Origin of the sequence: Agromyces sp. MMS24-JH15 (assembly GCF_043518605.1) — a bacterium.
GTDB lineage: Bacteria > Actinomycetota > Actinomycetes > Actinomycetales > Microbacteriaceae > Agromyces.
The window spans coordinates 2,884,087-2,902,570 of the sequence record NZ_CP171358.1 but is presented as its reverse complement, the minus strand read 5'-3'; the positions used below and the strand labels follow the sequence as shown (position 1 = coordinate 2,902,570).

At 68.8% G+C, this 18,484-nt stretch carries 19 protein-coding genes, 1 tRNA gene and 1 pseudogene; 11 read left to right on the top strand and 10 right to left on the bottom strand.

The window, feature by feature from the left end:
• Positions 1 to 10 precede the first annotated feature (10 nt).
• Positions 11 to 1,174 (bottom strand): CDP-alcohol phosphatidyltransferase family protein, encoded by a 1,164-nt coding sequence (locus ACDF64_RS13220; RefSeq protein ID WP_394551823.1) that lies wholly within the window; start codon positions 1,172 to 1,174, stop codon positions 11 to 13.
• An 87-nt stretch (positions 1,175 to 1,261) separates the two neighbouring features.
• Between ACDF64_RS13220 and ACDF64_RS13215 the strand changes: the two genes are divergently transcribed.
• Genes ACDF64_RS13215 through ACDF64_RS13190 form a run of 6 tightly spaced genes read left to right on the top strand, consistent with a single transcriptional unit; the run spans position 1,262 to position 6,281 of the window.
• Complete coding sequence (locus tag ACDF64_RS13215) at positions 1,262 to 2,242, top strand: zinc-binding alcohol dehydrogenase (protein ID WP_394551822.1); 981 nt, start codon at positions 1,262 to 1,264, stop codon at positions 2,240 to 2,242.
• Positions 2,239 to 2,640 (top strand): 6-pyruvoyl trahydropterin synthase family protein, encoded by a 402-nt coding sequence (locus tag ACDF64_RS13210; protein WP_394551821.1) that lies wholly within the window; start codon positions 2,239 to 2,241, stop codon positions 2,638 to 2,640. The genes ACDF64_RS13215 and ACDF64_RS13210 overlap by 4 nt, the downstream gene beginning before the upstream one ends.
• Before the next feature lie 32 nt (positions 2,641 to 2,672).
• Positions 2,673 to 3,740 (top strand): glycosyltransferase family 4 protein, encoded by a 1,068-nt coding sequence (locus ACDF64_RS13205; protein WP_394551820.1) that lies wholly within the window; start codon positions 2,673 to 2,675, stop codon positions 3,738 to 3,740.
• Positions 3,737 to 4,552: an SAM-dependent methyltransferase gene (locus tag ACDF64_RS13200; protein WP_394551819.1), complete on the top strand. Its 816-nt coding sequence runs from the start codon at positions 3,737 to 3,739 to the stop codon at positions 4,550 to 4,552. Before ACDF64_RS13205 ends, ACDF64_RS13200 begins: the two co-directional genes overlap by 4 nt.
• Positions 4,553 to 4,578: 26 nt before the next feature.
• On the top strand, positions 4,579 to 5,598 hold the full coding sequence (locus tag ACDF64_RS13195) for a lysylphosphatidylglycerol synthase transmembrane domain-containing protein (protein WP_394551818.1): 1,020 nt from the start codon (positions 4,579 to 4,581) through the stop codon (positions 5,596 to 5,598).
• The gene (locus tag ACDF64_RS13190) at positions 5,595 to 6,281 is read left to right on the top strand and encodes a RibD family protein (protein WP_394551817.1); all 687 of its coding nucleotides are present in this window, start codon (positions 5,595 to 5,597) and stop codon (positions 6,279 to 6,281) included. The genes ACDF64_RS13195 and ACDF64_RS13190 overlap by 4 nt, the downstream gene beginning before the upstream one ends.
• 348 nt (positions 6,282 to 6,629) lie before the next feature.
• Here the strand turns inward: ACDF64_RS13190 and ACDF64_RS13185 are convergent, their stop codons facing one another.
• Together ACDF64_RS13185 and ACDF64_RS13180 are read right to left on the bottom strand one after the other, a co-directional pair.
• Complete coding sequence (locus tag ACDF64_RS13185) at positions 6,630 to 7,313, bottom strand: hypothetical protein (protein WP_394551816.1); 684 nt, start codon at positions 7,311 to 7,313, stop codon at positions 6,630 to 6,632.
• 194 nt (positions 7,314 to 7,507) lie between these two features.
• The gene (locus tag ACDF64_RS13180; RefSeq protein ID WP_394551815.1) at positions 7,508 to 8,602 is read right to left on the bottom strand and encodes a hypothetical protein; all 1,095 of its coding nucleotides are present in this window, start codon (positions 8,600 to 8,602) and stop codon (positions 7,508 to 7,510) included.
• A 243-nt stretch (positions 8,603 to 8,845) separates the two neighbouring features.
• Here ACDF64_RS13180 and ACDF64_RS13175 point away from each other — a divergent pair, with 243 nt between their 5' ends.
• The 5 genes and pseudogenes from ACDF64_RS13175 (at position 8,846) to ACDF64_RS13155 (ending at position 13,290) form a co-directional block, all read left to right on the top strand.
• Entirely contained in the window at positions 8,846 to 9,691 is an 846-nt protein-coding gene (locus ACDF64_RS13175) for a CFI-box-CTERM domain-containing protein (protein ID WP_394551814.1), read from the top strand.
• An 83-nt stretch (positions 9,692 to 9,774) separates the two neighbouring features.
• A pseudogene (locus ACDF64_RS13170) lies at positions 9,775 to 10,046 on the top strand (transposase); the annotation flags it as partial.
• 770 nt (positions 10,047 to 10,816) lie between these two features.
• Entirely contained in the window at positions 10,817 to 11,281 is a 465-nt protein-coding gene (locus tag ACDF64_RS13165) for a hypothetical protein (protein ID WP_394551813.1), read from the top strand.
• A gap of 257 nt (positions 11,282 to 11,538) precedes the next feature.
• On the top strand, positions 11,539 to 12,000 hold the full coding sequence (locus ACDF64_RS13160; RefSeq protein WP_394551812.1) for a DUF1643 domain-containing protein: 462 nt from the start codon (positions 11,539 to 11,541) through the stop codon (positions 11,998 to 12,000).
• Positions 12,001 to 12,111: 111 nt separating this feature from the next.
• Complete coding sequence (locus tag ACDF64_RS13155; RefSeq protein ID WP_394551811.1) at positions 12,112 to 13,290, top strand: PD-(D/E)XK nuclease family protein; 1,179 nt, start codon at positions 12,112 to 12,114, stop codon at positions 13,288 to 13,290.
• Between the two features lie 52 nt (positions 13,291 to 13,342).
• Here the strand turns inward: ACDF64_RS13155 and ACDF64_RS13150 are convergent, their stop codons facing one another.
• The 7 genes from ACDF64_RS13150 to ACDF64_RS13120 all read right to left on the bottom strand — a co-directional run bounded on the left by ACDF64_RS13150 (position 13,343) and on the right by ACDF64_RS13120 (position 18,478).
• Positions 13,343 to 14,014 carry an HNH endonuclease gene (locus ACDF64_RS13150; RefSeq protein WP_394551810.1) on the bottom strand — a complete coding sequence of 224 codons (672 nt, stop codon included), beginning with the start codon at positions 14,012 to 14,014 and terminating at the stop codon, positions 13,343 to 13,345.
• Between the two features lie 432 nt (positions 14,015 to 14,446).
• Positions 14,447 to 14,522: transfer RNA gene (locus tag ACDF64_RS13145), tRNA-Ala, on the bottom strand.
• Positions 14,523 to 14,610: 88 nt separating this feature from the next.
• Positions 14,611 to 14,997 (bottom strand): ribosome silencing factor, encoded by a 387-nt coding sequence (gene rsfS / locus ACDF64_RS13140; RefSeq protein WP_394551809.1) that lies wholly within the window; start codon positions 14,995 to 14,997, stop codon positions 14,611 to 14,613.
• A 37-nt stretch (positions 14,998 to 15,034) separates the two neighbouring features.
• Positions 15,035 to 16,144 carry a hypothetical protein gene (locus ACDF64_RS13135; RefSeq protein ID WP_394551808.1) on the bottom strand — a complete coding sequence of 370 codons (1,110 nt, stop codon included), beginning with the start codon at positions 16,142 to 16,144 and terminating at the stop codon, positions 15,035 to 15,037.
• Positions 16,145 to 16,305: 161 nt separating this feature from the next.
• On the bottom strand, positions 16,306 to 16,905 hold the full coding sequence (nadD, locus tag ACDF64_RS13130) for a nicotinate-nucleotide adenylyltransferase (protein ID WP_394551807.1): 600 nt from the start codon (positions 16,903 to 16,905) through the stop codon (positions 16,306 to 16,308).
• Between the two features lie 15 nt (positions 16,906 to 16,920).
• Positions 16,921 to 17,133: a hypothetical protein gene (locus ACDF64_RS13125; RefSeq protein WP_394551806.1), complete on the bottom strand. Its 213-nt coding sequence runs from the start codon at positions 17,131 to 17,133 to the stop codon at positions 16,921 to 16,923.
• A 64-nt stretch (positions 17,134 to 17,197) separates the two neighbouring features.
• Positions 17,198 to 18,478 (bottom strand): glutamate-5-semialdehyde dehydrogenase, encoded by a 1,281-nt coding sequence (locus ACDF64_RS13120; RefSeq protein ID WP_394551805.1) that lies wholly within the window; start codon positions 18,476 to 18,478, stop codon positions 17,198 to 17,200.
• Between the last annotated feature and the right edge of the window lie 6 nt (positions 18,479 to 18,484).

Here is an 18,484-nt window from a genome sequence, read left to right as displayed (position 1 = left end):
CGTGTCCTCATCACGACGTCTCAATCGGAGGCTTCGATCGGAAGCGGGTGTGAACATGGCCGGAACCAACCGCGGCGCCCTGATGATCATCAGGATCCTCAGTGCGATCGTCCTCCTCGCCGTCGGCGGGATCCACATCTACCTCGTGTTCAACGGCGTCGGAGGCATCCTCGGGGTGTTCTTCGTGCTGAACGGCATCGCGGGCATCGCGCTGGCGATCGCGATGCTCGTCCTGCACGGGCGGCTCCTCGTCTTCGCGACGGTGCTGAGCCTGCTGTTCCTCATCGCGAGCCTCGCGGCGCTCCTGCTCGCCCTGACCGTCGGACTCTTCGGCATCACCGAGACGTGGGACTTCACGCTCGTGCCCGAGACCGTCGTCATCGAGGTGATCGGCATCGTGGTGCTCGCGATCGCGACCGCGGTCGTCGCCCGCACCCGGCGCGCGGCCTGATCGCGACCGCTCGCGGGGCGTGCGGCGCGCGCGGTCTCGCTGCGCGAGCCACGCGACGTCGCGGCCGAACGACTCGACGAGCAGTGCGAGCGCGATCGCGACGACGGCGGCAGCGGCGGCCGGCGCGAGCAGGCCGGATGCCGCGGCCGCCAGCGCGATCCCCTGCAGCGCGGCCACGACCTTGCGCCAGTAGCGGTACGGGAGCTTCGCGCGAAGCCACGGATGCACCCATCCCGCCGCGGCGAACGCGTAGCGCATCAGCCCGATCGCCAGCACCCAGGTCCCGAGGCCCTGCGCGACGTACGCGCTGAGCACCAGGAGGAGGAACGCATCCACCTCCATGTCGAAGCGCGCGCCGAACTCGGTCGCGGTGCCGGTGCGCCGGGCGACCCATCCGTCCACCGCGTCGAGCGCGAGCGCCGGCACGGTGACGCCGATCAGGAGCGGCGTGGGGATCGGCGCGACGAACGACGCGACGACGAGCCCCGCGATCAGGGCGACGAGCGCCGATCTCGTCGCTGTGACGGCGTTCGCCCAGCCGAGACGCGACGAACCGTCGCGTCGCAGGCCGACGACCAGCAGCGCCGTGCTCGCAGCCAGGTATCCGACCGCGGCGGTCCAGCCGATGGGCGCGAGCCCGCCGGCCGCCCAGATCGCCGCCGCGCCCGCCGCACCGAGCCCCGCCAGCGCGATCGGTGCGAGTTGAACCTCGCCTCTCGCCATTACGTGTCCTTGTCAGAGAGCTTCCCACGGACCATATTCGAGTACACGTGGGGAACCACCGGATGGTTCATCGAAGGAGACGTGCCGTTGCGAGACGCCGTGGCGTTCTGGATCGAGGAGCCGGGCGTCGGCGCCCTGCGCCGGCAGCCGATCGAACCGCCGGGCGACGGGGAGGTGCTCGTCCGCACGACGCGCACGGGCATCAGTCGCGGCACCGAGACATCCGTGTTCCTCGGGCGCGTTCCGATCGCGGAGCGCGAGCGGATGCGCGCGCCGTTCCAGGAGGGCGACTTCCCCGGCCCGGTGAAGTACGGCTACCTCAACGTGGGCACGGTCGAGCAGGGGCCCGACGCCCTCATCGGTCGCACGGTCTTCGCGCTGTTCCCGCATCAGTCGGCGTTCGTCGTGCCGGCCGACGCGGTGGTCCCCGTTCCCGACGGCGTGCCCGTGCGCCGTGCGGTGCTCGCCGGCGCCGTCGAGACCGCGGTGAACGTCCTGTGGGACGCCGCGCCCCTCATCGGGGATCGCATCACGATCGTGGGCGCCGGCATGATCGGATGCTGCATCGCGCGACTCGCCCGCGGCATCGCGGGGATCGAGGTCGTGCTCGTCGACGTCGACGCGTCACGTCGCGAGGTCGCCGAGCGGCTCGATGTCGGGTTCGCGGAGCCGGGCGCGGCGCCCGCGGGCCGCGACCTCGTCATCCACGCGAGCGGATCCGAGGCGGGACTGCGACTCGCGCTGGAGACCGTCGTGACCGACGGCGAGGTGATCGAGGCGAGCTGGTACGGCGACCGCACGGTGACCCTCGAACTCGGCGCCGACTTCCACTCGCGCCGGCTCACCATCCGTTCGAGCCAGGTCGGTGCGGTGGCCGCGCGTCGGCGCGGCGTGCGCACGACACGCGACCGGCTCGCACTCGCGCTCGACCTGCTGCGGGACCCGGCGTTCGACGCGCTGCTCACGGGCGAATCCCCGTGGACCGAGCTGCCCGCGGTGATGGCCGGGCTCGCCGCCGGCCCGAGCGACGAGCTCTGCCGCACGATCGATTGGACGGACGCCGCATGAGCTTCATCGTGACGGTTCGCGACCACCTGATGGTCGCGCACAGCCTCTCGGGCGAGACCTTCGGCCCCGCCCAGCGCCTCCACGGCGCGACCTTCATCGTCGATGCGTCGTTCCGCGCGGACGAGCTCGACGCCGACGGCGTGGTCGTCGACATCGGACGCGCCGCCGAGGCGCTCCGCGAGATCACCGGTGCGCTCACCTACCGCAACCTCGACGACGAACCCGAGTTCGCGGGCATCAACACCACGACCGAACGGCTCTGCCAGGTGATCGCCGATCGTCTCGCCGACCGGGCCGCCGGCGGGGTGCTCGGGCCATCCGGCACCCGGCTGTCATCGATCGCGGTCACGCTGCACGAGTCCCACATCGCGTGGGCGAGCTACGAGCGGGCGTTGTGACTCGGGCAGCGCGCCCGACGGTGCATTTCCTGGTGCCCGACGGCATCGACGACGACGCGCGCGTGAGCGGCGGGAACGTCTACGACCGCCGCTTCGGCGAGGCGCTTCGAGCGCGCAGGCTCGACATCCGGATGGTCCGGGTCGCGGAAGGGAGCCCGCGCGACGTCGCGATCGCACTGTCGGGGCTGCCGCACGATGCGCTCGTGCTCGTCGACGGACTGCTCGCGGTCGCCGCATCGCGCGTGCTCGTCGCGCACGCGACACGGCTCCGGATCGTCGTCCTGGCGCACATGGTCGCGAGTGCGATGCCCGGGCTCGAACGCGCCGCCCGTGCCCGGATCGCCGAACGCGAGCGCGAGGCCCTGCATGCGGCCCGCCGGGTGATCGCGACGAGCGAGTCGACCCGATCCGAGCTCCTCGCCCGCGGGCTCGCGTCGAGCGCCGACATCGTCGTCGCACGGCCGGGCATCGACGCCGTACCGGCCGCGACCGGATCCACGTCGGGCGGCCACCTGCTCTGCGTGGGCGCGGTCGCGCCCCACAAGGGGCAGGACGTACTCGTGCACGCGCTCGCGGGCATGGCCGACCTGCCCGGATGGACCTGCTCGATCGTCGGCTCGCTCGACCTCGACCCCGGGTACGCGACCCGGCTCGCGGACTCGATCCGATCGGCCGGGCTCGCCGACCGCGTCGCGCTCACGGGCGTACTCACGGGCGAGCGTCTCGCCGCTGCGTACGACGGCGCAGACCTCTTCGTCGCACCGTCGCGCGCCGAGAGCTACGGCATGGCCGTCGCCGAGGCGGTGGCGCGAGGCATCCCGGTCGTGGCCTCGCGTGTCGGCGGCCTGACCGAGGCGACCGAGGGCAGCACGGCTGCCATCCTCGTTCCGGCGAACGATCCGGTGTCGCTGCGACTCCCCCTGCGGATGTGGTGGAGCGAACCACCTCGGCGTGCCGTGCTCAAGGCCGAGGCCATGCGGTCGCGCCGGACGATGCCCCGACGGGCCTGGGATGACGCCGCGCAGGTCGCCGCGGCGGCGCTCGTCGGGATCGCCCCTGCCAGCGGCGCCCCCGAGCACGAACGGCGGAGTGCCGGATGAGCGAGGTCATCGAGGTCAGCAGCGAGTGGCTCGCGCTCCGCGAGCCCGAGGACGCGCGCGCCAGGTCGCGCGAGCTCGCTCGCGCGGCGGCGGACCGGCTCGGCCCCGGCCCGATCGCGGTCCACGACCTCGGCAGTGGAACGGGCTCGATGATGCGCTGGCTGGCGCCGCTGCTGCCCGGCCCGCAGACCTGGGTCCTGCACGACTGGAACCCGGGCCTCGTCGAGCGCGCCGCGGACGGCGGCGTGCCGGTCGACCGCGACGGCCGGCCGGTCAGGGTCGCCATCCGCAGCGAGGAGCTGTCGCACCTGGAACCCGGCGATCTCGAGGGCGCCTCGCTCGTGACCGCGTCCGCGTTGCTCGATGTCCTGACGCTCGACGAGATCCGCGCCATCGCGCGAGCCTGCGTCGCGGTCGGGTGTCCCGCGCTGCTGAGCCTGAGCGTGACCGGCCGGGTGCACCTCGGCCCCGCCGACGCCCGCGACGACCTGTTCGCAGCCGCGTTCAACGCCCACCAGCAACGCCGTGTCGACGGGCGGGCGCTCGCCGGGCCATCCGCGGTCGCCGACGCGCGGCGCCTGTTCGTCGAGGCCGGCTGGAACGCCCGCGAGGAGACCACCTTCTGGCGCCTCGGCCGTCACGACCCCGACCTGCTCGCGCAGTGGTTCGACGGATGGCTCGGTGCGGCCGTCGAACAGCGCGCCGACTTCGAGGTGCCGGCCGCGGCGTACCGCGCACTCCGCGCATCCCACCTGCGCCAGGGCGTGCTCACGGCCACCGTCGTGCACACCGATCTCCTCGTGTGGCCGTGATGTCGTCGCCGGTGAGGACGCTCCGGTTGGGTGCGACCCTGCGCGCGACGGTGTCGTCGCCGTGGTTCCGCCGCGCGGCGCGGGCGCTCATCGGCGTCGGCGTGCTCGTTGCGGTGATCGCACAGGTCGGGTCGGAGCCGTTCGTGCACGGCGTGCTCAGCATCGACCTGCCCGTGGTCGTCGTCGCGGTGGTGCTCTCCGCCGTCGCCACCGCCGCCGCAGCCTGGCGCTGGAGCATCATCGCGGGCCGGCTGGGCGTCGGCGTCGACTTCTCGCGCGCGGTCGGGATGTACTACCGGTCGCAGTTCCTGAACACCGTGCTGCCCGGCGGCGTGATCGGCGACGTCCAGCGTGCCGTGACGCACGGCCGCGACGCAGGTGACGTCGGGCAGGGCGCTCGAGCCGTCGTCATCGAGCGCACCGTGGGGCAGCTCGTCCAGCTCGCGCTCGCGGTCGTCGTCGTCGCGGGGTTCGGGTTCGAGTTCGAGGGCTACCTGCTCGCGGCGCTCGGCATTGTCGTCGTCGTCATCGCACTCGCCGCGCTCGTCGTCGGTGTGCTCCCGGCGTCCGCGTCGGGCGTCCGCGTGCGACGGGCGCTGCGACGCGAGCTCGACGAGCTCGCACTCGGCGTCGGGTCCCCCGGCGCGTCCGTGCGGGTCGTCGCCGCCTCGATCGTCGTCGTCGCGTGCCATGTCGCGACCTTCGGCGTCGCGGTCGCCGCGATCGGCTCGAGCGTGCCGCCGGAGCGCGTCGCGGCGCTCGCGCTCGTCGTGCTGCTCGCCGGGTCCATCCCGTTCAACCTCGGCGGATGGGGACCACGCGAGGGGATCGCCGGATGGGCGTTCGCCGTCGCCGGCCTCGGCGCGTCCGCCGGCGTCGCGGCCGCCACGCTGTTCGGCGTGCTCGCGATGATCGCCGTCGCCCCGGGGCTCGTGCTGGCCGGGGCATCCGCCCTGCGTGGCGTGCGGCCGTCCGCACCGGCGCGTACGGTCGCGCTCACCGGCGCCGGCGCCGGCGCCGGCACCGGCCGGAAGGAGGGAACGTGACCGACCGGCCGTACGTGATCCTCAGCGCCGCGATGTCGATCGACGGATACCTCGACACGCCCGCGCCGCCGCGCCTCGCGTTGTCGAACGCGGCGGACTTCGATCGCGTCGACGAGGTGCGCTCGCACTGCGACGCGATCATGGTCGGCGCGCGCACCGTACGCGCCGACAATCCGCGGCTGCTCGTCAAGAGCGACGAGCGACGGATCCGACGCGAGTCCGAGGGCCTGCCGCCGCTGCCCTGGAAGGTGACCGTCACCGCGACGGGCGACCTCGACCCGCAGTCGCAGTTCTTCACCTCGGGCGACACACAGAAGCTCGTCTACTGCCCGCGGTCGAAGGCCCGAGGCATCCGCGACCGGCTCGGAGAGCTCGCCACCGTCGTCGGACTCGGCGACGAGGTCATCGTTGCCGGCATCGTCGCCGAGCTCGGCGACCGAGGCGTGCGCACCCTGCTCGTCGAAGGCGGCGGGACCGTCTTGACGCAGTTCCTGGCCTCGGACCTCGTCGACGAACTCCAGCTGGCCATCGCCCCGTTCTTCGTCGGCGACCGCCGGGCGCCGCGGCTGATCGGCGACGGGACGTTCCCGTGGAACCCCGACCACCACGCGAGGCTCGCCGAAAGCCGCCGGCTCGGCGACCTCGTGGTGCTGAGGTATGCGCTCTCGGAGCGGTTCGCGTGATCGGCGGGAGGAGTGCCCGGCCTCCCGCCAACGAGAAGACACCTGACGAATAGAGCTATTCATCAGGGGTTCTTGGTGGATCTGAGGGACCTCTCTGCCAGTGATGACCTCGACTCGAGCGCACGTGTTGGGTTGTGAATACCCCTCAGTACAAGGGAAAACGAGGCCGGCGATCTCGGTGACGATGGGTGAGGGACGCCGTCAATCGCGGGTGTCTGCGACTGAAAATAGCCGCAAAAGGGGCCGCAGCGCGGTCCCTGGGACCTTCAAGTCGATCACCGATCGTTGGTGGTCCGGGTTGGGAGGCGCGATACGGGTAGGCCGTTTCAGCAGGTCGCCACATGCGGACTACTCGTAGATCGAGATCAGGCCTGGGTCCTCGAGTTCGATTTGCGCGACCCCGTTGTACATGGTGATGACGCCCGAGGTGCAGAGCGTGGAACCGTAGGCGATGGGTTCGAGCCCACCAACGTCCCAGACGACGATCTGGAAGCGCCCTGGATCCGGGTAGTCGAGCCCAAGGTTCAGGAACACATCGTCGTTGTCGTACCCGTCGCCGACGAGCGGCCCGCAAACACGCTGCTCAGTTCCGGCATGGCCAACTGCCTCGTTCCACGCGATCCCGCCACCGGGCTGCTCGACCGGCGCGACGGCAGGCGGGGCGACAGCCGCGCCGACGGCGCAAAGCCCCTCCGCACGCAATAGTTCGATCGACTCTCCTTCAAGGTACTGAGAGAGGTCGTCACACGAACTGGGCCCAAACGAACCTTGCGCGGACGCCCGTTCCGATGTGTAGTCCACGAGAACGTCGTACTCGTGGGAACAGTTCTCCGACAACCACTGGAACTTCGAGTCGGTTGCCCCCGTTGTGTCGTCGACACGGACGCCTTGAAGGGCGCTTGAAAGGACGTCTTCGCAGTCGGGCGCCTCGTACGCGCGGGTGCCGCCGCCGTTGCTGCAGGCGGTGAGGAAGAGCACCGGCCCGAACAGCCCGAGCATGATTGCACGACCGAGTCGCGGGGTGTAGGGCACCTGTAGTCCTTAGTTCAGCTCGGGATCTCATGTGGAGAATACGACCTCGGGCCCGGCTGGCCGTGCCGAAGCCGCACCCCAGTTCAGGTGCCAGAGCTGTCGCGCTGGAGCACTTGGAATCTCCCTGGCGGTCTTCGCCGCGCTGATCGGAGAGATGCGCTCAAGCGGCAGCGCCGCCGTAGCGACAGGTCGAGTCAACCGGCCGTCGATGCCGCTCGACGTTCTGCGATGAGGTGAGCGACTCGCGTGACGAACTCCGCGACGATCTCGGCGTCGGTCGCCGCCCAACTCAGGTCGAGGGGATGTATCGACTCGTCTCGATACGTCCGCCCACGGTACTCGTAGATGAAGATGCTCGGATTCTCTGGCCTGACGGACAGCTTGAGCTCGAAGCTCCAGTCGATGTCTGGGAAGTGGTATGCGTTCCAAGCGACGCCTTTCGAACCGCTATGCGACTCCCATCCGACCACTAGCCCTGCGTCCTTGAGTTCCGCATCGATCAACGGCTCGAGTCTCCGAATGCGCGCGCGGAGCGTGCGTTCGATGTTGCTCCGCGCCGTCAGGAACCGACTTACCGCCTCCCCGTGCTCTTCGAGCAGCGCCCGCCATTCGTCAATGCGTGCCGCCTCTACCGCGTTGTCAGTCATGCTCCACCCTTCTGTCCGAGCTTCCATGAATTGCTGCAACAGATCGAGGCTTCGGCGTTGATTCAGGTCGACAGGGCTCAGCAGATGATCAACGAGATCTGACGAGTATCGGATCTGCGCACCCAATTCGGCGTACGTGATCGACCGGGAGTGCCATAGGGCTTGGGTGTCAGGAGCGACCCGGTGCTGAGGCGCGAGGGTCACCACGAGAACCGAGTCGATCCCCTCCTCGGCGAGTGCACGCCGGGCGTAGACATCGAGGGGATTGTTGAGGACATGACTGATCTTGTTCTCGAGCACCAGCGCCAAGCCATTCGTCCTGTTGATGGCGAGGACGTCGATGTAGTCGACCTGGCTTCCAATCTCCCATTCGTCAGAACCGAGATAGCTTCCTGAGTCGAACTGGACACCCGTTCTTCCGAGGGCGCCGATGAGATCGGCACCGTCCAGGAGGGACAGCAGCGCGTCTATGACCAGCGATGCCAAGCCGTGCCGCTCGTTCGGGTCCAGGAAGAAGAGGAGCGTCATGTCAACCCGGGTCTCCCGCCATCCTTCCCGGAGAATGTCGTAGACATTCACTGACCGTGTTGGAGGCGGTGCAGCTCCCAGCGGAACGGCTAGGAACGAGAGGTCGAGCGCCACGGCACCACAGTAGCCAGTCTGGACGCAGACCGCGCGTGCGAAGTGCCGGCCCTCACGGGACGCGAGCGATACGGCCCACAGTCGAAGTCGGGACGCGTTCATACGACCCCCGAAAGCGGGGCGCGAGGACGTGGTCAAGGAAGTGCCGATCGCGAGACAATCTTCGAGCCCCTGAGCGAGAGTTGGTTGAGCCTTGAGATTTCAGTCCCCCAACTGGTCCGAGCCTGCTATCGGAGCGATCTAGTGGCTGACTGGACGGCCGCAGGCGTCGAACGGCGTATTCGCAATGCGCCGGAGATTCGAGGGATCGACCCGTTCGGACAGTCGGACCGATTCCAGTTGGCTGCCATCGCCGTGCTCGTCGACCTGATGCTGGCAACGATTCATCCTGATCTCTTCGATCAGGCACTTTCGCAGATCGAACGCGACGCGGCGCGCGGTGACGTTCTCGCAGAGCGGGAACTGCGTTGGATGCGTGACTGGCGAGATGGAACCGGCTCGCTCGCGCGCACGGTGCTAGACAGTGAGATCCGTGACCTGACCAATTCCGGACGCGCACTCCTCGGCCAGTTCTTCTTGGTTGCTTCCCTTTCGGACATCCAGACCAAAGAACCGCGATTCGCCACACTGTATTCGACGTTGAAGCGACTGGATGAGGAACTCAACTTCCTCGCTGCCGCATGCGTCATATTCCTCGATGTCGCCTTTCAAGACAATAAGCAGGCCGTCGCTCAGTCGAAGGCGGCTGCTCCGTCGAAGGCCGCCCCGGTCGGTGCGGCGCCACCGTCGAAGAGCGCACTACAACAGGCAACCAGCAGCAGCAACAACGGATGCTACGTCGCCACGTCCGTATACGGGTCGTATGACTGCCCGGAGGTGTGGGCCCTGAGACGCTGGCGCGACGCTGTCCTTTCGCAGACTGAGATCGGCAAGGCGGCAATCCATGTGTACTACGCGGTGAGTCCCGGGTTGGTACGCACATTCGGCGGCAAGCGGTGGTTCGTGTCGATCACCAGGAAGCCGCTCGACGCGTTCGTGTCGAGTCTGATCCGCCGCGGAGTCTCCGACGCCCCCTACCGCGATCGGTAGCTGCCGGGCGCCGGGGCGTGAGGAACGAATCGGTGACGACTGATCGTTAGTGCCTTGAGGGCGCTGACGGGGAGGATGTCATCATGCCCGGTCCGTATCCCCGCGAGTTCCGTGAAGACGTTGTCGCGGTCGCCCGTCGCCGCGATGCCGGCGTCACTCTCAAGCAGATCGTCACCGACTTCGGTATCAGTGAGGCGTCGCTGCAGAACTGGCTCCGCCAGCCGATATCGAAGCGGGCGAGCGTCCCGGTCAGACCGCGGGAGAGGCCGCCGAGTTGCGTGAAGCCAGGAAGCGGATCCGGTTGCTCGAGCAGGAGAACGAGGTGCTTCGCCGGGCGGCGGCGTATCTGTCGCAGGCGAACCTGAAGCTCGGCGGCTCCCCAAAATTACATACGTATCCGGTATGACGCTCTCGAAGGTTCGCAGCATCCGCATCGCCGCCGACGCCGCGGCGAACGGTCGCGCGAGCAGCTCCGCCGCGAGCGAGAACGACCGGGCAAGGATGAAGCTCTGCTCGAGCTCAAATGAGTAGCGTGACTCGCCGGCGCAAAGCGAGGGAGCCGCGGACAGATGCTCGCGGCTCTTGGGGCTGTGCTCGCCTACGTCGACGGCGTGGGCTGCGCCTCGGACCACTCATGAGCGGCGAGTTCTGCGGCGGTGATCCATCCGGGATCGGCGCCCAGGTCATAGGCAGACCCCCGCGATCCGGGCGACTCTCTGAGTTCGACGCAGCGCGGGATCTGCGCGTTTTCCGGCCGCTAGCTCTCGGCAGGCGGCGCTCCCGAAGTATGCCACGGTGGTGCCGTTCCTCGCGATCCAACGCGGCATGAGCACAACATCAAGGAGCAGACTCGAATCGGTGATGGAGCACCTCCGCGCCGCCGGGGTACCCGAGGCATCCCAACTCGAGGTCTACGAAGCGAGCCTCGCAGGTCGGCTCGTCCCCATCACGTGAGTCTGTCTGAATCGGAATCACGTGAGTCTGTCTGAATCGGACCTCATCACACGCGAGAGATGAACCCGGAGGTGGCCTCCCCGAGGCCATACCCTCCGCGGTGGAGCCATGGCTCGGCCCGAATGGGCAAAGCCCACGCATGCAGCACCAGCGCTGCGGAAGAATGACCGGATGACGCCGAAATCGCCAACGAATAGCCAGGAGCGCGCGGTTGCCACCGCGGCCGCACACCTCGGACGCGCGATGGAAGCGCTGGATGCCGTGAAGCTGCCGGATTCCTCGGACGGCTGGGCGCTGTCCATCCGTGCTGCGAACCGTGCGTTGCTCCAAGCGTCCAACCACCTGGCCGACGGAATCGAGCAGCTGCGCGCTGCAGAGGAGCGGACGGGATCGATTACCGCCGCCCAGGCGATCGATGCTGTCCGGCGGAGAGGACGCACCGAAGCGTTGCTCGCATTCTCGTTAGATGAGGAGAGGCACCTCGGGTACACCGGATGGTGGGCTGTTTCGTTCGACTACGGGACAGGTCTCGTCCAGGTCGGAGACACCGGGTTTGCTGTCTCCCCGAACCTCGCCGTGCATGAGTTCGGGTCGATCCCTCCGTGGGTGCAGGGGCTCCGCGCCGACGAACTCTGATCGTCTCCTTCATGACACACCGACATGTGTGGAACGCGGCGATTCGTGGATGCGCGCCGAAAGGTCGGCGACGCTGAGAACCTGAACCGCAGCGACGGTACTGTCCAGAATTCGGCCGTCGTCGGCAGCACGCCCACTACCTCGCCCATCTGACTGCCCGTCGTCGCATCGATACGCTGATGATCATGGGTCATCGCCTGAACGGCTTCACCATCGAGAAACCTGAAGAACGAAGTTCGCACACCTGAGAGCCCCCGATGACTGAGTTCACTTCCGCAACTGCGGATATTCGCGGTGATTACCGCTATTCGCTCACCCGTGTGTGGGAAGCCGGGCTCCCGATGGTCACCTTCGTTCTGCTGAACCCGAGCACAGCGGATGCTGTCGAACTCGATCCGACGCTTCGCCGGTGCGTCAACTTCGCAAAGCGCGACGGGTTCGGCGGCATGCTGATCACCAACCTCTACGCGTACCGCTCGACGTCGCCGAAAGCGATGATGGCCGCAGCAGACCCTGTCGGCCCGGACAACGATCGCGAGCTCGCCGGCCTTAGCGGCACTGTGGTCGCGGGCTGGGGCAACCACGCCGACCCGGCTCGCGTGGCCCACGCTGTCACGTTACTGCCGCCGCTCTACGCGTTGGGCATCAACAAGGGCGGGGCGCCTCGGCACCCGCTCTACGCGCATGGCGATGCCCCACTCATCGAATGGAACACCTGATCGTCTGAACGGTTCTGCACGTGACCTGATCGAACGTGCACGGCTGGGTGTGGGTCCGTCCTCCGGCATTGCCCCATGCGGATCTGAGGCGCCTGTCGGTACTGTCGGTGTATGACGGCAACCGCGAGGTCGCTCAACCAACTGGCAACAGCGTTGGTGCCATTGCTCTCGAGGAGCCTGGCCGAACAGTTCAACGTGTTCCGGGTCATGCACCACGGCACCCATGAGAAGCAGTTGTCCAACGTGTTCGCCTGGCTTCTCCGCGTAGACGGCACTCACGGGTTCGGGGACGCCTTCCAACGCCTTTTCGTGGAGCACGTGAATCGCGGACTTTCCTCGGGAGCTCAGCTACCCACTTCGGGCTATCGCGTCGTCCAAGAGGTCGACACCTCTGGGCCCGATGCGCTCGGAAAGGACGTTGCCGATATCGTCCTCGCCAGCCCGCGCGCGAGCATCGTCGTGGAGAACTTTGAGGCGTCAGACGGCCACGGCCACGACTACCAGCGGTATCTCGCCTTCGGCGCCGCAGGCAGCAAGCAGAGCGTTGTGGTGCTTCTGTGCGCCAGACACGAGGCACATCGTCAGACGGACGGCTGGGAGCACGCCGTGGTCGTGACCTACACGGAGCTGCTGGAGGGCCTCCAGGCGCACATCGCGCGCGATGCGGCGTGGCAGCGCACGCATCCCGAGCAGCTCTTCTTCGTCAATCAGCTGGTCGATCATTTCGTGGAAGGTGCCGGCGCCGTGAGCAACGAGGATCGGATCGCGTTCATCAGGACCATGTGCGAGACCGGTGAGTCTGCGCGCTACGGGTACCGACCACAGGAGGTTGCCGCGCAGGAGTTCGCCGACCTGCTTGCCCAGCATGCCAAGCGCCAGTTCGAAGAGGGGCGGGCGACGCTCGCCCAGATCAAGCGGAGCCTGAGAAGCTTCGCCGAGCAGACGGTAGCGGCTCAGGTCAACAATGCCCTGCGGCGCGGACAGATCGAGTCTGTGCAGGCGCGATGGGTAGGGAAGTGGGAGTGGTGCATCACTCTCCGACGCACGGACTCGGAGCCGCTCGTCCTCCTTGAGTTCGGGCCAACTGCGGTCGTGTTCAATGGGCTAGCACCTGAGCCACTGGTCGATCCCGACTACAGCAAGGTCTTCGTGTCCCGACAAGTCGGGGCCGACGAGAGCGTCGACCGGATCGTCCAGACCGACGTGGGGCTCGACGAGATCCTGGCAGGCCTTCCCAGCGACGACACCCGGTTGGCCGATACAGTTCTCGCTGTGATCAGCGCAAGCTAATCGGCGACCGCAGCGCTGCTCCGGGGAAACCCTGGTCCCACTCCAACCTCGGCTAAAGGCCGAAGTACCTCAGCCAGTCCGTGTGATACCGCGCCGCGTGGTGACGCGTGCCGTACGTCTCGCCCGCCGCCACGACCCCTGGGTACAGGGAAAGTAGTCCGTCCCATCCGTCAACCCGCTTGGCACGCTCGACCGGCGGAAGATCCGTGATCGGGACGTCGGCCTTCATCGCGTTGCACGCCGAGTGGAGTGTGGCTAGGTTCTCAAGCTCACCCGTGCCGCCGCTGGCGTGTGCCAGGACGTGATCGACCTCCGGCGCCACGAACCAAAACGCTGGGTGGATGTGGCCAGACTTGTAGTAGGCGTGATACGGAAGTCCCTCGGGGAAGACGTCGCTGATAGCCACCAATACCGGGAGTGGAATCACTCTTCCGCCGCAGTATGCGCAGCAGAATCCGTCCCGAATGAATACCTCTGCGCGCTTTCGAGGCGTTACGTCGCGCTCTCTGCCGCGCATGGCGATCCCGCGTGGCGCGCCGTCGGTGGAGGCCCCGTCCTTGGAGCGCGGGCGGGACAGCCGTCCGTGCCAGATCCGTCCGGCGATCGGCTGGAGCCGCTCCGCCGCGAGGCTGGATTGTGAGGCAGCAAGCCCAGACGCGACAGCGGCAAGCGCATCGACGTAGAGGTCGGTATCACCCTCCGCGCGTTCCTCAACCCGGACCACCTGACAACGATACCGATATCGCAAACCTCAACCTCAGGTCGCGGCCAGTTGCACTACCGAGTCCCGCCCTCGTGCCTGCTGAAGAACCCCCAAGTCACCCAACGTATCCGGCGCCCGAACGGCCCGCTTCGCGTAGCACTGCTCCGTCACCCCGCGACCTCTTGTGCCTGGCAAACTGCGCTGCGCCCTCGATTCCCAGGGCGTCGGCGACCGCGGTCACCGCGGACTTGCGGAGCGCGTGCAGCACGAGTTCCTCATCCAGACCGCCCGCGGCGTCAGGTGGCGAAGGCTGTGGATGCCTGTGGGCCGGTTGCAGGCCCCGCCAGATCAGCCATTCGAGACGAAAAAGGCCCCAAAAAGGCCGCAATCCCCTCGATTCAGCCGTTCGCCAACGAGAAAACCCCTGACGATCTTGCGATCATCAGGGGTTCCTGGTGGATCTGAGGGGACTCGAACCCCTGACCCCCTGCATGCCATGCAGGTGCGCTACCAGCTGCGCCACAGACCCGTATTCTTCAGTTTTTCGCCTTCCCGCCGTGCGGGCTGACATGAAGACATTACACCAGTCATCCGGGGAGTGCGAATCGGAGGACGGCTCAGCTCCTCGCCGCGCCACCGGCCGGCAGCAGGGGCGCGACCGGGATCGGCGGGCAGTCCAACCACAGCCGTTCGAGGCCGTAGTAGAGGCGCTCCTCGCGGTGGAACACGTGCACGACGAGGTCGCCGAAGTCCAGCAGGACCCAGTGTCCGAGCTGGTATCCCTCGCGCCGGTGCGTGCCGACGCCAAGGTCGCCGAGGGCCTCCGCGACCGCCTCGGCGATCGCGAGCACCTGGCGCTCGGACGACCCGGTGGCGAGCAGAAATACGTCGGCGAACGGCGTCGGAACCGAGACGTCCAGTGCGACGAGATCCTCGCCACCCTTCGCGTCGGCCGCGCGCGCGGCGACGGCGAGCAGTTCGAGGGCGCGATCGGATGCGGTCACGCGGTGTCCTTCCGATCGGAAACGGATGCCACGTGCATCAGAACAGCCCTGCGACGGCGCCGATGACGAGCGTCGCGACGACGCCGAGCGCGAGCACGCCCGCCGTGATCGCGAGGATGAGCGGCAGGTTGGCACGTTCCTTCTGCGGCGGCGTGATCACCGAGCGCGGGCCGCCCTGCGTGCTGATCGCCTTCGTCGCGGCGACCGGGGCGACGCCCGTGGTGTCGTCGTCGACGTGCTCGAACAGCCGGTCGATGTCGGTCGAGTCCATCTGGCTCGGGTGGATGCCGGTCGAACCGAGGCTCCGCGGCAGGTCGATCGTGCCGGTGACGATGACCTCGCCGGGCTGGGCTGGTGCGAGCGGGCCCAGGTCGGGCAGCGTCGGCAGGATGAGCGCGTTCGTGGTCGTCGGCACGCCGTGGGATCCCGCGCCGCGCGAGAGCAACTGGTCGAAGGGCCCGGATGCGTCCGGCTCGTCGGCCTCCTCGAGCCGGTCCGCCCAGTGCCCGCCCGATCGGGTGGGCGCTGCGGGACGGTCGACCTGCGGCGCAACGTCGGTGCGCAGCGCGGGGGCCGGCGCCGGTGCGTCGTCGGGGAGGTCCTCGAGTTCGGCGAGGAGGCTCTCGGCGTCGGGGTGCTGGGCGTCGATGAGCGCACGGAGTTCGCGACGGGTGAGCGTCCGCTCGGGCGCCCGTCGCTCGGGCCGAGGCTGCTGCGGCGGAGCGGCGGCCGGGGTGGGCGCGGGCCGCGGTGCCGCCTGCGGCGGACCCCACTGCGCGGGCTGGCCGGGAGCCGGCTGACCGGGAGCGGCCTGACCGGGCACCGGTGCCGGTGCGGGTCGGGCGGCGGTCGGGCCACCGCCCTGCGGCGCCTGCTGCGGGTACGGGTACCCGGGCGCGACAGGCGGGCGCGGTGCGGCCTGGGCCGCCTGCTGCGGAGGCTGATACTGCGGCACGGCCGGGCCCGAGGGGGCACCCGGATACGGCCGGGCCGCGGGCGCTGCTGCGGGCGGCGCGAACGCCGGTGCCGCGGGCGGTCGGGGTGCGCTCGGCTGCGGCGCGAACGGCTGGCCCTGCGCCGGCTGGAGGCCGGGGTGCTGGGGCGCGTACGGGTTCGCCTGCTGCGGGCCGGCGGAAGCGGGCGGCACGGGCCGGGGGGGTGCCGGCTGCGCCGGGGGTGCGGGCGGCTGCTGGGCGGGCGGGGCCGCGGGCGACGGGCCGCTCCCGGCGGTCGCCGGAGCGGCCTGCTCAGCAAGCAGGCGTTCGCGCTCCCTCGCCTCACGGCGAGTCAGCGGCGGTTCCGACGACGTCATTCGACACTCCGGTAGAGGGCGTGCTTCGAGATGTACTGGACCACCCCGTCGGGCACGAGGTACCAGACCGGGTGGCCGCGATTCACCCTGTCCCTGCAGTCGGTCGATGAGATCGCGAGCGCCGGGACTTCCAACCAGCTTACGTGCTGCTCCGGCAAACCCGTAACGGATGCCTCGTGTCCCGGTCGACTCACAGCAACGAAGTGGGCCAGTTCCCAGAGCTCCGACACGTCGCGCCACGAGAGGATCTGCGCGACCGCGTCGGCTCCCGTGATGAAGAACAGGTCCGCGTCGGGGAACCGCGCCGCCAGGTCGTGCAGCGTGTCGATCGTGTAGGTCGTCTTGTCGCGATCGATGTCGACCCGGCTCACGGTGAACCGCGGATTGGAGGCCGTCGCGATCACCGTCATCAGGTAGCGATGCTCGGCCGAAGTCGTGACGCGCTTGTACGCCGGCTGCCCCGTGGGGACGAAGACGACCTCGTCGAGGTCGAACGACTGCGCGACCTCGCTCGCCGCCACGAGATGGCCGTGGTGGATCGGGTCGAAGGTGCCGCCCATCACGCCGATGCGACGGCGACGTTCCTCGAACGTCATCGGATGGTCAGCCGCTCAGTGCCCCGCGTGCGCGTCTCCGCCGTGACGTGCCGCGTACGCCTCGGCCTTCGCGCGGTGGCGGTTGGCGACGTCGCGGTACGACGCCGCCACGAACGCGAGCACGATGAAGATCGAGAACGCGATGAGTCCGTAGAAGAACGGCTCGATGGGGAGCTCCCTCGCGTTCACCGTCTCGGTCTCGGCGAGGATTGCAGTCACCAGGCTCATTCAGCCGTTCCTTTCGCATTGCCGCGCGGCTTCGGGGCCGCGCCGTCGGACAGTCTACTGCGCGTCACGCGCGCACGTGCCCGGCACCGCGCACGATCCACTTCGTGCTCGTGAGCTCGGGCAGGCCCATCGGGCCGCGGGCATGCAGCTTCTGCGTCGAGATGCCGACCTCGGCGCCGAAGCCGAACTCGCCGCCGTCGGTGAACCGCGTCGACGCGTTCACCATCACCGCGGCCGCGTCGACCTCGTTGAGGAACCGCTCGGCGTTGCCCAGGTCGTTCGTGACGATCGACTCGGTGTGCCGGGTCGAGTAGCGGCGGATGTGGCGCAGCGCGTCGTCGAGCGAGTCGACGATGCCGACCGACATCTCGAGGCTCATGTGCTCGGTCGCGAACTCCTCGTCGGTCACGGGCAGCACATCCGGGCGGATGGCGCGGACGCGCTCGTCGCCGTGGATGGTCACGCCCGACGCGGCGAGCCGATCGAGGACGGTCGGCAGCAGCCGCTCGGCCGCAGCCCGGTGCACGAGCAGCGTCTCGAGCGCGTTGCAGACGCTCGGACGCTGCACCTTCGCGTTGTGGACGAGCTCGACGGCCCAGTCCTGGCGGGCCGACTCGTCGAGGAACATGTGGACCACACCGGCGCCCGTCTCGATCACGGGCACCTTCGCCTCCTCGACCACCGCGCGGATCAGCCCCGCACTCCCCCGCGGGATGAGGACGTCGATGTAGTCGCGCGCCTGCATCAGGTGACGTGCGCCGGCACGGCCGAAGTCGTCGACGGTCTGCACGGCGCCGGGCGGCAGGCCGACCGACTCGACGGCCTCGCGCAGCACGTCGACGAGCACCGCGTTCGTGTGCTCCGCCGCGGAGCCGCCGCGGAGCACGACCGCGTTGCCGCTCTTGAGCGCGAGCGCCGCGATGTCGACGGTCACGTTCGGGCGGGCCTCGTAGATCGCACCGACCACGCCGAGCGGGACCCGGACCTGGTCGATGCGGATACCGCTCGGCAGCGTCCGGCCGGTCAGCGTCTGCCCCACCGGGTCGTCGAGTCCGACGACATCGAGCACGGCGTCCGCGAGCGCCGCGATCCGACGTTGGTCGAGCGCGAGTCGGTCGAGCAGTCCCGAGCCGAGACCGTCGTTCCGGCCGGCCTCGAGATCGGCCGCGTTCGCGGCGACGATCTCGTCGGCACGAGCGAGGAGCCCGCGCGAGATGGCCTCGAGCGCGGCATCCTTCTGCGCCGTCGTCGCGATGGCGAGCCGGTAGGACGCCTCCTTCGCGGAGGCGAGTCGCTCGTCGAGGACGGCCGTGTCGGTCACGGCCCCGGTGTCGGTGTGCGCCATGCCCCC

Bases quoted from the DNA above. Each gene is read 5' to 3' on its own strand.
- nadD (WP_394551807.1), bottom strand. From the start codon at position 16,905: ATGACGTTCGAGGAACGTCGCCGTCGCATCGGCGTGATGGGCGGCACC.
- ACDF64_RS13160 (WP_394551812.1), top strand. From the start codon at position 11,539: ATGACTGAGTTCACTTCCGCAACTGCGGATATTCGCGGTGATTACCGC.
- ACDF64_RS13120 (WP_394551805.1), bottom strand. From the start codon at position 18,478: ATGGCGCACACCGACACCGGGGCCGTGACCGACACGGCCGTCCTCGAC.
- ACDF64_RS13210 (WP_394551821.1), top strand. From the start codon at position 2,239: ATGAGCTTCATCGTGACGGTTCGCGACCACCTGATGGTCGCGCACAGC.
- ACDF64_RS13165 (WP_394551813.1), top strand. From the start codon at position 10,817: ATGACGCCGAAATCGCCAACGAATAGCCAGGAGCGCGCGGTTGCCACC.
- ACDF64_RS13200 (WP_394551819.1), top strand. From the start codon at position 3,737: ATGAGCGAGGTCATCGAGGTCAGCAGCGAGTGGCTCGCGCTCCGCGAG.
- ACDF64_RS13220 (WP_394551823.1), bottom strand. From the start codon at position 1,174: ATGGCGAGAGGCGAGGTTCAACTCGCACCGATCGCGCTGGCGGGGCTC.
- ACDF64_RS13155 (WP_394551811.1), top strand. From the start codon at position 12,112: ATGACGGCAACCGCGAGGTCGCTCAACCAACTGGCAACAGCGTTGGTG.
- ACDF64_RS13125 (WP_394551806.1), bottom strand. From the start codon at position 17,133: ATGAGCCTGGTGACTGCAATCCTCGCCGAGACCGAGACGGTGAACGCG.